The organism is Empedobacter sp. UBA7620 (assembly GCF_002484185.1).
In the GTDB taxonomy this organism is placed as follows: Bacteria; Bacteroidota; Bacteroidia; order Flavobacteriales; family Weeksellaceae; genus Empedobacter; species Empedobacter falsenii_C.
Genome location: NZ_DLJI01000021.1, coordinates 1 through 13,389, shown reverse-complemented (window position 1 = coordinate 13,389; position 13,389 = coordinate 1). Strand labels below are relative to the sequence as shown.

Sequence of the window (13,389 nt, the reverse complement as noted above, 5' to 3'; positions counted from 1 at the left end):
AACAGTCTCTTTATGAGTCTGCCCTACGAAAAAATGCAAAATATCGGATCATTGATCCCGTTTTTGTACGATGAAAGTCAAAAAGGTTTACCTGAAGGTAAATCGCCAAATGAAATCATCAACAATTTTTTTGAGAAATACACTGATTTAAAAACCGAACAAGAGCAAATCGATTTGATGTTTCGAATGATACAATACATCGAGCGACAAGTTGTTTTGTTTGATAGTATCGAAGATGCTGCATTTCCGTCATTACATTCCGAAAATGAAAAAGGAAGTTTGGAAAGCATTTACCATATTGCGCAAGCGCAAGGTAAAATGGAGCAAGTAAAAACGAGAATTGAAGATTTTGTGACAAGAGTTGTTTTTACAGCACATCCAACACAATTTTATCCAACAAATGTTCAACAAATTATTCAGGATTTACGCGATGCTATTCAACAAGATTCGGTAAGTAAAATTGATTTATTGTTGCAACAATTAGGAAAAACACCTTTCATCAACGAAGAAAAACCGACACCTTACGATGAAGCAGTTTCGATTATTTATTATTTACGAAATGTGTATTATCAGACAATTGGACGATTGTATAACGAAATCAATCAATTGTTTTTTACAGAAAGTCAACCACTAAAATCTCCTGTCATTCAATTAGGTTTTTGGCCTGGAGGTGATCGCGATGGAAATCCTTTCGTTACAGCAGAAATTACGTGGAAAGTAGCAAGTTTATTGCGAACAAGTATCTTAAAAAATTATTACAATCATCTAAAAATTGTTCAAAGACGATTAACGTTCAAACATGTTACAGAGCCTTTAAAAGCGTTGAGTAATTTGATTTACGAAAATATGTTCAATGAAAATGGAACAATTACAATTGATGAAATCAAAACGCGCTTACAAACGATTCGTACAATTTTGATTGAACAACACAATGGTGTTTTCTTAGATATTCTGGACGATTTTATCACACGTGTTGATATTTTCGGATTGCATTTTGCTTCTTTGGATATTCGTCAAGATTCGCGTGTTCATCAAAAAGTAATTAACCAAATTGTTGAAAAATATACTGGAATTAATCTGAAAGATTTAAGCGAAGCAGAACAAATCGAATTGTTAACAAATCCTTCATTTACTGCTAAGCCTGAAGATTTTGAAGATGATATTGTGATTGATACGATCAAAAATGTTTATCAATTAAAAACAATTCAGCAACGAAATGGCGAATTAGGTGTTAACCGATACATTATTTCAAATTCTGAAACCATTTTCGATGTTTTAAATGTTTACGCTTTATTCAAATTTTGTGGTTACAAAGATGACGAAATTAAGTTTGATATTATGCCACTTTTCGAGACGATTAGAGGTTTAGATGGTGCTGAAAATACGATGAATAAATTGTATAATTTACCTATTTATGCACAACATTTAGAACGTAGAAAACAACGTCAATCAATTATGTTAGGATTTTCGGACGGAACAAAAGATGGCGGTTACATCAAAGCGAATTGGGAAATTTATCGTACCAAAGAAATCCTTTCGAATGTTTCGGATAAAAATCAAATCGAAGTTATTTTCTTTGATGGTCGTGGTGGACCTCCTGCACGTGGAGGAGGAAAAACGCACGAGTTTTACGCTTCTCAAGGGAAAACAATTGCAAATCACGAAATTCAAATTACAATTCAAGGGCAAACAATTACCTCGAATTATGGAACAATGCCGCAGGCAAAATATAATTTTGAACAATTGTACACGGCTGGTATTATTTCGGATGTTTTCTCGACAAGTACAAGTCAGATTTCGCCTGATGAACGCACATTGATTGATAAATTAGCCACAATTAGTTATCAGAAATACGAAGATTTGAAAGCGCATCCTTCATTTTTACCTTATTTAGAAAATATGAGTACGCTTAACTATTATGGAAAAACGAATATCGGAAGCCGTCCGAGTAAACGAGGTGGTGATAAAAAATTAGAGTTCGATGATTTGCGCGCTATTCCATTTGTGGGTTCTTGGAGTCAATTAAAACAAAATGTTCCAGGATATTTTGGTGTTGGAACGGCTATAAATGAATTGAAAAAACAAGGTCATTTAGAGGATGTAAAAGATTTATTCAAAAATTCGAGCTTCTTCAAAACGTTGATTCAAAATAGTATGATGTCGATGGAAAAAACTTATTTTCCATTAACTTCTTATATGAAAGATGATCCTGAATATGGTGAATTTTGGAATATTTTGCACGATGAATTTGAATTATCAAAAGCATTGTGTTTAGAAATTTCGGGTTACACAGAATTGATGCAAGATGAACCATTGAACAAATCTTCGGTACAAATGCGCGAAAAAATTGTGTTACCATTATTAACGATTCAACAATTTGCGTTGAACAAAATTCATCATGAAAGTGAATTCAAATCAGTCTATGAGCAAATTGTAATGCGTTCGTTATTCGGAAATATTAATGCGAGTCGAAATTCGGCTTAATTTTCAGAATATCTTAATACCTTCGCAACGATGGAAAAGATTATTTTAGGGATTGATCCTGGAACAATGGTGATGGGTTTTGGTTTGATTGAAGTCAAAAACAACAAAATAAAGTTGATTACTTTAGACGAATTGTTGTTGCATAAACTTCCGAATCAACAAACAAAATTGAAAAAGATTTTCGAAAAAACTTTAGCCATTATTGATCAATATCATCCTGATGAATTAGCCATTGAAGCGCAGTTTTTTGGCGTTAATGTTCAGTCTATGTTAAAACTTGGACGTGCACAAGGCGTTTGTATTGCGGCTTGTCTGCATCGCGATATGCCTGTGGTAGAATATGCGCCAAAAAAAGTTAAGATGGCGATTACCGGAAACGGAAATGCCTCGAAAGAACAAGTTGCGGGAATGTTGCAACATTTACTTGGATTGAAAGAAATTCCGAAACGTTTGGATGCCACAGATGGTCTTGCCGTTGCAGTTTGTCATTATCTAAATTCGGGTAAAACAACTGGAACTTCAAGTTCTTATTCGAGTTGGGATGCCTTTGTAAAAAATAATCCGAATCGAACAAAATAAAATATATTTGTAGTAGAATTAGCAACCTAATTCATAAAACATAAAACACATCAAATGAAAAAATATTTAATCGCTGCCTCAGTTTGTGCAACAGTTTTCTCTTCAGTATTATTTTCTTGTAAAGATTCTACAGGAAAAAACAATACTGCAATCACTGAAATTGTTTCGAAAATTGAACAAAATAAATACAAAATTGGCGACAAAATCGATATTCCTTTAACTAATTTGGATGGAATTACTAAAGTTGTAGTTTCGGTGGATGGACAAGAAGTTCCTGCTGATTTTACGATTGACGGAAAAACAATTGGATTAGGAAATCATACGGTTAATTTGAAATTCTTCAAAGGAGAAGAAGAAACAAATTCGCGCGATTTTACGTTTGTGGTTTATGCAAATGAGCCGGCTGCGCAATGGAATTATGAAATTGTTGGAACTTATCCACATAACCCTGATTATTTTACGCAAGGTTTTTATTTCAAAAACGGAAATATTTTCGAAGGAACTGGACTTCGTGGAGGAAAAACACGTTTGATTGAATATAAATTGGGAGCAACTGAGCCTACAAAATTATACCAAATTAAAGACGATGTTTTTGGAGAAGGAATTACAGAACTTAATGGTTTTATTTATCAATTAACATGGCAAGATCGTGCGATTTATAAATATGATTTAAACTTTAATCAAGTTGAAAAATTTGATATGCCAGCTCAAATTATCGAAGGTTGGGGAATTACTACAATTGGTAAAGAATTAGCCGTAACAGAAGGCTCACAACGTATTCATTTCTTCGACGAGAAATTTAACTACCTTAGAACTGTTCAAGCTTTTGATAACACGCAACCATATAGTTATTTGAATGAAATTGAGTATCACGATGGTCTAATTTATGCAAATGTTTACCTAAAATCTGGACATGCAGATAATAGTAATATTGTGGTAATTGATCCACAAACTGGTGCTGTAAAAGCTGAGTTTAATTTTGCTGAATTGAAAGGAAAACAAGGAAATCCACAAGCACAAGAATTGAACGGAATCGCTTTCAAAGACAACGGAAATATGTTATTAACAGGTAAAAACTGGGACAAAATCTTTGAAATTAAGATTAAGAAGTAGAATCTTATGCGATTAACCAGACCCAAAATAATAAGAACATTGAAGATTCAACGGATGATGTCTGAAACTTTGGCTGTTATAAATGACATCAAAAATCCTCCTAATAAAATAATTATTCCTTGTTCATCAATTGAAGATGGTGAAGAAATAATCGAAAAGATAAAAAAGCAAAAAGCTCGACCTGCAAAATCGAGCTTTTCTTTTCAAAAATCATCTAAAAAATTATAAGTAAAAATTTTTAGCTATAAAGATCTATAACCAAAATTGATCTTTCCAATCTGTGTTAGTTAAAAGTGAATTAAATTGTTCTTTAATTACTTTTAACTTTTTTTGTGTTGCATTTTTCTCAAATTCAGGAAACATTTGTTTCTCCTCAAATCTGATATGCAAATCCAATTCTTCTTCGATATAAATCAAACTTTTCATCGGATTTTTTGCATCTATCTTAAACAAGCGTCTCAAACGTCTATGTTCTTTCAATGCTCTTTTTACCAAGTAATGATCTTCATCCAAAAGTGTAAAAAGAAATTTTTCTTCTATCTCAAATTTTTTGAATAAAACATCTTCCCCATACCAATTTACATAATCAACAATTCGTTGAATATCGACTCCTTTATCTATTCCAGCACGAATATTCCAACAAAAAAATAATGTCTTATGATGTCTTTCGCACGCTTCATTTAGATTTACTGTTACAGTATAACTCATATGAGAAGCAGTTGTTTGAGGAAGTTCTATTAATAGGTTCATTGTTGTAATTTTTTAATTCGGATAATCGGATATTTTTATCTTATTTTTAATCAAATTTTTTTAATGCTTAAGAAAAGCAATTCCTTTCTCAAGATCATCAATCAAATTAAACATCGATGTCTTTTCTAGCATTCCTCGCAAATCATTACGAATTGCAAAAACACGGCTATGTAAAGCACAAGGTTTGTTAGCATCGCATTCTACTAAACCTAAAATGCAACTGTGATAAAGACCATCTCCGTCAATCGCTTTGATGATATTCACTAATTTGATATCTTCTAAATGCGCTGCATCCATTTGGAAACCTCCCATTTTTCCTTTGACAGATGAAATCACATTTGCTTTAACTAATTGTTGAAGAATTTTGGCTGTGTAAGCTTCTGGAGAATTAATCGAATTTGCAATTTGTTTTAAATTGACTCTCTTTCCTTCTACAGATTCTTGTGCAATAAACACACAAGCCTTAATTCCATATTCGCACGCTTTAGAAAACATTAATTTCTTTTATTCATTATAAATTATGAAGCAAATATACAACTAATTTTAATTCGGACAAATTTATCTTATTAAATTTTTAAAAATAAAAAAACCACTCAAAATTGAGTGGTTTAATTTTATCTGAAAAGAAAATTTCTTAATCTTCGTCTTCGTCTTGATCAGCATCTTTAACAGCGTTACGAGAAGTACGGATAGCTACTACTACTGCGTTATCTGGATGAGCGAATGTGTAGTTATCATTTTTCAATGTTTCTACATACATTTTGTGACCAATTCTCATTGGAGTAATATCGATTTCGATTTCGTCTGGTAAGTTTGCTGGAATAGCACGAACTTTTAATTTACGCATGTTGAAACGTAAAACCCCACCAGCTACTAAACCACGAGCACGTCCTACTAAACGAACTGGAACTTCCATAGTTACTGGTTTGTCCTCGTTTAATTGGTAAAAATCTACGTGTAAGATTTTATCCGTTACTGGGTGAAATTGGATGTCTTGTAAAATTGCTTGAATTTTAGCTCCATCAGCTAACTCGATAGTTGCTGTATGAGCATCTGGAGTGTAAACTAATGATTTGAATGCTTTTTCATCAGCTGAAAAGTGGATAGGCTCTCCAGAACCGTAAACCACACAAGGTACTTGTTCAGCATTACGTAGGTTACGTGTAGCCACTTTACCTAAGTCTTCTCTTTTTACACCTTGAATTGTAATTGACTTCATAATAATATGTATATAATAAAAATAATTTAATTTTAATCTAAATCACTAGATAACAAAACGTTGGCTAATAGATTTATTGCTATGTACTAAATGCATAACATCAGCAAAAAGCGGAGCGCAAGATAATACTTTTATTTTAGATACGGAAGTATTTTTTAATGGAATACTATCAGTTATAGCAATTTCCGTTAACAAAGAGTTATCAAGACGCTCATAAGCTGGTCCAGATAAAACTCCGTGCGTTGCAATTGCACGAACAGATTTTGCTCCTTTTTCCATAATCAATTCAGCAGCTTTAGCAAGTGTACCCGCTGTATCAATCATATCATCTACTAAAATAACATTTTTACCTTCTACCTCACCGATTAACATCATGCTATCAACTTGGTTTGCAACTTTACGTTCTTTGTGACAAATTACGATATCTGCATTAAGGTATTTAGCATATGTATTTGCACGTTTAGCACCACCCATGTCTGGAGAAGCGATACAAATATTATCTAAACCTAAACCTTTGATATACTCAACAAAAATTGTTGAAGCGAATAAATGATCAACAGGAACTTCAAAAAATCCTTGTATTTGATCAGCGTGTAAATCCATAGTCATTACACGAGTTGCTCCAGCTGTCATTAACATTTTTGCAACTAATTTTGCTCCAATTGGCACACGTGGTGCATCCTTACGATCTTGACGAGCAAAACCAAAATAAGGAATAACAACTGTAATACTTTTAGCAGATGCGCGTTTTGCAGCATCACACATTAAAAGTAATTCCATTAAATTGTCTGTTGGTTGCATTGTTGAACCAATTAAGAAAACGCGAGCACCGCGAATTGGTTGTTCAAAAGCTGGCACAAATTCGCCATCGCTAAACTCTACAATTTTAGATTTACCAAGTTCTTGACCATATTGATCGGCAATTTTTTGTGCTAATTCTAATGATCCTCTGGTTGAAAAAAGAAATGCTGATTGTTCCATTGTTTGTTTTGGGAAATATTTGTGCAAAAATAATTTAAATGATTTGAAAATGATATAAGAAAACTAAAAATTAATTTCGGCACAATTATTGAAGTTCTTTTTAACTCATTAAACTAATCAACAAGAGAATTATATGATTTTCGTTAGTAATAGGCGTTTTTAACAGTTTTTTATTGATTCGTTTTTAAGTATTTATATAATTTTGTAATTAAATATATCCTCATGAAAAAGATTTCATACCTATTAAGTGTAATTGGATTAGGAATTTTTGCTCAAGCGCAAGAAACTACTGAGACAGTTAACAACGATTACAACAAATGGTCTATCGAGGCCAATGGAGGTGCTGTAAAAGCACGTAAAGCTTTCACTCCTGGTTACTATTCTGAAACGCCAAGTTTCTATCATGCTGATTTTGGAGTTCGTTACATGTTCAACAATAAGTTTGGTTTAAAATTAGACGGTGGATATGATCGTATCAAAGAAGGTGAAGATGTAGCTCGTTTCCGTTCTAATTATTACCGTGTAGATTTACAAGGGGTTGCGAACTTAGGACGAATCATGAATTTTGAAACATGGACAAATAGAATTGGTTTATTAGCGCATGGTGGTGCAGGTTATTCTTGGATGAATAATGACGCAACAAAAGGTGCTGATGGTAAAGTTTTCGATGACAATGATAACATGGTAAATGTTATGGTTGGTTTAACTCCTCAGTTAAGATTAACAGATCGTGTTGTATTAACAGGAGACGTTTCTTATGTAAGAAATATTCGTCAAAACGTAGCTTTTGATGGAAATTCTGAAATTTCAGGTTCTGGATTTGGAGGTGAAATTTGGAATGCTACCTTAGGTTTAACTTTCTACTTAGGTAAAAACCAAAAACATGCTGACTGGGTTTACGAACCAACTCGTTCTGACTTAGAAGATCGTATTTCTAACATCGAACAAATGTTAAAAGATACTGATGGTGATGGTGTTGCTGATTACTTAGATCAAGAGCCAGATTCAGCTCCAGGCGCTGTTGTTGACACTCACGGTGTTACAATTGACCACAATGGAAACGGAATTCCAGATAATATTGAAGAATATATCAAACAAAATGCAGGAGGAAATACAACTATCGTTAATGATGCTGATTTCTTAGAGCAAATGATTAACTCTGGTATTATCAACGTTTACTTTGATTACAATTCTGATAAACCATACCAACAATCAGTTGGAGGTATCAAATTTGTATCTGAGTACTTAAAAGCTAAGCCAAATGCTCAAATTGACATTTTAGGTTACGCTGACCCAGTTGGAAGTGATTCTTACAACAAAAATTTATCTCGTAGAAGAGCAGAAAATGTAAAAGCTATTTTAGTTAGTCAAGGAGCAAATGCTTCTCAATTAACTACAGTTGGTGAAGGTAAAGATAATGAGTTCAAAAACTCTCAAGTTTCTTCTCATCAATTAGCAAGAAGAGTTGTTTTCAGAGTAAAATAATTTTTCTTTATTTAAGATATTAATCAGGGGTAGATTTTTCCAGTTTTTGGAGTCTCTATTCCTGATTTTTTTATTATCTTTATCACCACTTAAATTACTAAAATATTGAATCCTTTTAACCAACACTTTAATGCTCCTAGATGGGTAGTATTAGTGCTAGACATACTTATAGTTTTCTTTAGCTATGTAATAACCAATTTTATACTTAATAGCTTTCTAAATTCTTTTAGCTTAGAAAAATTATTATTTAAATTACCATTTGTTGTAGCAGTTTATACTATATGTTTTTTGTATTTTAAAACATATAAAGGAATTGTAAAAAAAACTGGACTAAAAGATGCCGAAAATGTTTTTGTTTCCAATACAACTGCTTTTCTGATTCTTTTCTTCATCTCTTTTATCTATAGACAATTTATTGAATCTACTATTTCAGAAAACACTATTACTTCATATGTTTTCAGAATGTCTTACTCTGTTATTTTTGTTCATTTATTCATTTCGACCGTAGTAATGGTTATTGCTAGATTATATTACAAATGGATTTATGATTATTTTTTCTCTAAAAATAAAGCTCAACAAAAAATATTGATTTACGGAGCTGGAGATTCCGGATTAATTACTCGAGATATTTTACAAAATGATACTCAGTTTAATTATAAAGTTGTAGGTTTTATTGATGACAAACCTTCTAAAATTGGAACATTTATAGATGGTGTAAAAATTTATTCTATAAATGATATTGATGATAAATTCATTGAACGAAATGATATTTCAGAAATTATTATTTCAATTCAAAATATAAAAACGAATCAATTATTAAATCTATCCAAATCATTAGAAGATTTGAATGTAAATATAAAAATAATTCCGCCTATTTCTAATTGGATTGATGGGACATATAAACCTGCACAAATCAAACAATTGAAAATTGAAGATTTATTAGGTCGTGAGTCTATCAAACTTAAAAACCCAATCATTAACGAAAATGTACAAGATAAGGTAATACTTGTTACAGGAGCTGCAGGGTCTATAGGAAGTGAAATTTCAAGACAACTTGCTATGATGGATTTTGCTCAACTAATTTTGATTGATCAGGCAGAATCGGCCCTATATGATGTTCAACAGTCTTTAAAAAATGAAATTTCTGAAGAAAAACAAAATAGAATAGATTATATCGTTTCAAGTGTAAGAGATCGAAAACGAATGTTAAGCCTTTTTGATAAATATCATCCGCAAATTATTTTTCATGCAGCTGCATATAAACATGTTCCGTTAATGGAAAGATTTCCATATGAAGCAATTAATACAAATATTTATGGAACAAAAATTATTGCTGATTTAGCGAATGAATTTGGTGCTGAAAAGTTTGTAATGGTTTCTACTGATAAAGCTGTAAATCCAACAAATGTAATGGGCGCAACAAAACGAGTTGCCGAAATTTATGTAAATTGTACAAATGAAAAATCTAAAACAAATTATATTGTTACTCGATTTGGCAATGTCTTAGGATCTAATGGTTCTGTAATACCTTTATTCAAACGTCAATTAGAAAACGGAGGTCCTTTGACAGTCACACATCCTGATATTACACGTTTTTTCATGACTATTCCAGAGGCCTGCCAATTAGTATTAGAAGCGGCTGTTATGGGAAAAGGTGGTGAGATTTTTGTATTCGACATGGGCGAATCAATGAAAATTATTGATCTTGCTAAAAGGATGATTAGATTAAGTGGCTTTAAATATCCTGAAGAAATTGATATAAAAATTGTAGGTTTGCGTCCAGGTGAAAAAATCTATGAAGAGTTATTGGCTAATGATGAAAATACAGTAAAGACCCATCATGAAAAAATAATGATAGCAAAAGTTAATACAAACAAATGTCAAGACAATAAAAAACTAATTGAAGAACTATGCTTAATGTCTTCAACCATAGAAAAACATGAGCAAGTCATGCATTTAGTGGCTAAAATAAAAGAGATTGTACCAGAATTTAAATCTCAAAACTCAGAATTTGAAAAACTTGATAACTTAATTTATGAAAAATAAAATTTTTAATCTTTTAATTGTAATAGTTATACTCACTATTTCTTCTTGTGCATCAAAAAAAGAATTAGTCTACTTTCAAGGAGATCAACAATCTACTACGAAATACGAAGAATATATTCCTAAAATTCAATCTTCTGATATGCTAGCAATCAGTGTAAGTGCTGCTGATATAAAAGCTACAGAACCTTTTAATCAACAAAGTGTTTATCAAGTAAATTCTGGGGTGCAAAATAATCCTTATGCGAAGGTTTATACTGTTGATGAAAATGGTTATATCAACTATCCGTTAATTGGTAATGTGAAAGTAGGTGGATTAACTAGAACAGAAGCTGAAAATGAATTAAAAGCAAAAATCTCAAAATATATCGTTAATCCTGGGGTAAATATTAATTTTACAAATTTTAGAATTAGCGTTTTAGGAGAAGTTGCTAAACCTGGTAATTTTACAATTCCAAGCGAAAGAGTAAGTATACTTGATGCTTTAGGTATGGCTGGTGATTTAACTATTAATGGTGTTAGAAATAATATTATGGTTATTCGTGAACAAAATGGACAAAAACAAACATATAACGTCGATTTAACATCCAAAGAAATACTAAACTCTCCTGTTTATTATTTAGCCCAAAATGATGTTATTTATGTAGAACCAAATAATGCTAAAATTTCATCATCTAAATTTACACCAAACTATTCATTATGGATATCTGTTGCTGGTGTTATAATATCTGTAATTGCTGTTATTTCTAAATAAAAATGAGTACAAATAAAAATAACCTAGAAGACCAATACTTCGATGAGTCTGAAGAAACGATTAATATCAGGGAAATTTTAGAACAATATCTTTATTACTGGAAATGGTTTGTATTTGGAGTTATTATTTCTTTAACCTTAGCCTTTTTATATGTTAAATATACTCAGAAACAATATCAAGTTTCAGCTAAAATATTATTAAATGAGAAAGAATCTGCAACAGGTGAATTAGCTGGTTTAATGGATCAAGCTATGCTTGGAGGTGGCTCTGGCGGAAGCGCAGAAGTTGGAGATCAAATTGATGTACTAAAGTCTAGAAGATTATTAACTAAAGTAATTCAAAAAAATAACTTTAATATACAATATTTTAGCATAGGTCGAGTTGCAGAAATTCAATTACAACAAGAAAAGTCTCCCGTAAAATTCATTTTATTAAATGAAAACGATAAAACCAATGAAAGCTTAGACAATAATAGTTTTATTGTAAGTATATTATCGAACACTAAATTTAAACTTGAAAATAAAAAAACAAGTGTTATAAAAGAATATTCTTTTGGACAAAAGATTACAGAAGACTTTGGAAGTTTTATAATTAGTCCAAATGGAAGCTTAGGAAAACATATTGGTTTTGAATATCAAATTAATGTAAATTCTATTGATAGAATTGTTAATACATATCAAAACTCATTGAGTATTTCTCCAAATACTGAGAAGAGTTCAAAAATTATTAATTTTTCTTTGGTTGGTCCTGTTCCAGATATATCTAAGAAGTTAATAAATGATCTTATTACAACTTATAATGAAGATTTAGTAAGTGATAATCATAAATTAACAGAAGCTACCTCTAAATTTATTGATGATCGCCTACAAATTGTTACAAACGATTTACGTGGAGTTGATAAAAATCTTGAACGTTATAAAGTTCAAAATAATATTACAGATGTTACTTCAGAAGCGAATATCTTTTTAGAAAGTGCCGCAGATAACGAAAAGAAACTTTTAGAATCATCTACTCAACTACAATTAGTTGACTATATGAACTCTGCTCTAAATTCTTCTAAGACTGATTTACTACCTTCTAATATTGGGTTAGAAGATAAATCTATCTCAGCAGAAATATCTTCGTACAATGAATTAGTTCTTGCAAAAGAAGATATGTTAAAATCTGTAACAAAAGACCACCCTAATGCGATCAAATTACAAGAACAAATTAATGATTTAAAGAGAAATCTTAAAAATAGTTTGAGATTATATAGAAATAACACTCAAACAATGTTAAATTCTGTTCAATCTAAACAAAATCAAATTGCGAGCAGAATTCAAAAAGTACCAAGTCAAGAACGTGGTTTTAGAGATATTTCTCGTCAACAGCAAATTGTTGAAGCTTTATATTTATTCTTATTACAAAAACGTGAAGAGAACGAAATAAAAGCAGCTGCTACACCAGATAATATAAAAGTTATTGACTATGCTTATGATTCTAAGATTCCCGTTTCACCTAAGAAAAGTATTATATTATTAGGAGCTCTAATTCTAGGATTAGTTATTCCATTTATATGTATATATATTTATAAATTATTGAATAATAATGTAAACTCTAAAGAGGATGTTGAAGATGCTGTGGGAGCTCCAATTGCTGGACAAGTACCTAAAAGTGATATTTCTATTATCGAGCAAAATGATAATTCTAGTGTTGCTGAAGCTTTTAGAATTCTTAGAACAAACATGAATTTTTTACTTAAAAATTCAACAGATCCTCAGTCTATCTATATAACTTCTACTACAAGCGGAGAAGGTAAAACATTTATTTCAACTAATTTAGCTCAAATATTAACAATGTCAGGTAAATCTGTTTTATTAATTGGAGCAGATATTAGAAGTCCTAAAGTTTTAGATTATTTAGGAATTACCGATCAATACAGACACAAATATGGTGTTACAGAATATTTGATTTCAAATGATATTAATATTAGTGATATCAT

At 31.2% G+C, this 13,389-nt stretch carries 12 protein-coding genes; 8 read left to right on the top strand and 4 right to left on the bottom strand.

Annotated features, from left to right (window positions below; all coding sequences use genetic code 11):
* Positions 1–12 precede the first annotated feature (12 nt).
* Genes B2217_RS04040 through B2217_RS04025 form a run of 4 tightly spaced genes read left to right on the top strand, consistent with a single transcriptional unit; the run spans position 13 to position 4,404 of the window.
* Complete coding sequence (locus tag B2217_RS04040; protein WP_244957981.1) at positions 13–2,484, top strand: phosphoenolpyruvate carboxylase; 2,472 nt, start codon at positions 13–15, stop codon at positions 2,482–2,484.
* A gap of 30 nt (positions 2,485–2,514) precedes the next feature.
* A complete protein-coding gene (gene ruvC, locus B2217_RS04035) occupies positions 2,515–3,063 on the top strand; it encodes a crossover junction endodeoxyribonuclease RuvC (RefSeq protein ID WP_280046189.1) in 549 nt (182 codons plus the stop codon).
* Between the two features lie 54 nt (positions 3,064–3,117).
* Entirely contained in the window at positions 3,118–4,176 is a 1,059-nt protein-coding gene (locus B2217_RS04030; protein WP_280046190.1) for a glutaminyl-peptide cyclotransferase, read from the top strand.
* Between the two features lie 39 nt (positions 4,177–4,215).
* The gene (locus B2217_RS04025) at positions 4,216–4,404 is read left to right on the top strand and encodes a hypothetical protein (protein WP_280046191.1); all 189 of its coding nucleotides are present in this window, start codon (positions 4,216–4,218) and stop codon (positions 4,402–4,404) included.
* Between the two features lie 24 nt (positions 4,405–4,428).
* Here B2217_RS04025 and B2217_RS04020 read toward each other — a convergent pair whose 3' ends face one another.
* The 4 genes from B2217_RS04020 to B2217_RS04005 form a co-directional block, all read right to left on the bottom strand.
* The gene (locus B2217_RS04020; RefSeq protein ID WP_280046192.1) at positions 4,429–4,926 is read right to left on the bottom strand and encodes a hemerythrin domain-containing protein; all 498 of its coding nucleotides are present in this window, start codon (positions 4,924–4,926) and stop codon (positions 4,429–4,431) included.
* Positions 4,927–4,986: 60 nt separating this feature from the next.
* Entirely contained in the window at positions 4,987–5,421 is a 435-nt protein-coding gene (locus B2217_RS04015; RefSeq protein WP_038336279.1) for an RrF2 family transcriptional regulator, read from the bottom strand.
* 139 nt (positions 5,422–5,560) lie between these two features.
* Positions 5,561–6,145 carry a 50S ribosomal protein L25/general stress protein Ctc gene (locus B2217_RS04010; RefSeq protein ID WP_038336278.1) on the bottom strand — a complete coding sequence of 195 codons (585 nt, stop codon included), beginning with the start codon at positions 6,143–6,145 and terminating at the stop codon, positions 5,561–5,563.
* Positions 6,146–6,190: 45 nt separating this feature from the next.
* Complete coding sequence (locus B2217_RS04005) at positions 6,191–7,126, bottom strand: ribose-phosphate pyrophosphokinase (protein ID WP_038336277.1); 936 nt, start codon at positions 7,124–7,126, stop codon at positions 6,191–6,193.
* Between the two features lie 222 nt (positions 7,127–7,348).
* Between B2217_RS04005 and B2217_RS04000 the strand changes: the two genes are divergently transcribed.
* From B2217_RS04000 to B2217_RS03985, 4 genes are all read left to right on the top strand, one after another.
* Positions 7,349–8,611: an OmpA family protein gene (locus B2217_RS04000; protein ID WP_291122117.1), complete on the top strand. Its 1,263-nt coding sequence runs from the start codon at positions 7,349–7,351 to the stop codon at positions 8,609–8,611.
* Positions 8,612–8,716: 105 nt separating this feature from the next.
* Complete coding sequence (locus B2217_RS03995; protein ID WP_291122116.1) at positions 8,717–10,657, top strand: polysaccharide biosynthesis protein; 1,941 nt, start codon at positions 8,717–8,719, stop codon at positions 10,655–10,657.
* Complete coding sequence (locus B2217_RS03990; protein WP_125348880.1) at positions 10,647–11,408, top strand: polysaccharide biosynthesis/export family protein; 762 nt, start codon at positions 10,647–10,649, stop codon at positions 11,406–11,408. The genes B2217_RS03995 and B2217_RS03990 overlap by 11 nt, the downstream gene beginning before the upstream one ends.
* A gap of 2 nt (positions 11,409–11,410) precedes the next feature.
* Positions 11,411–13,389, top strand: a 1,979-nt coding sequence (locus B2217_RS03985) for a GumC family protein (RefSeq protein WP_291122115.1), incomplete at its 3' end; no start/stop codon positions are given.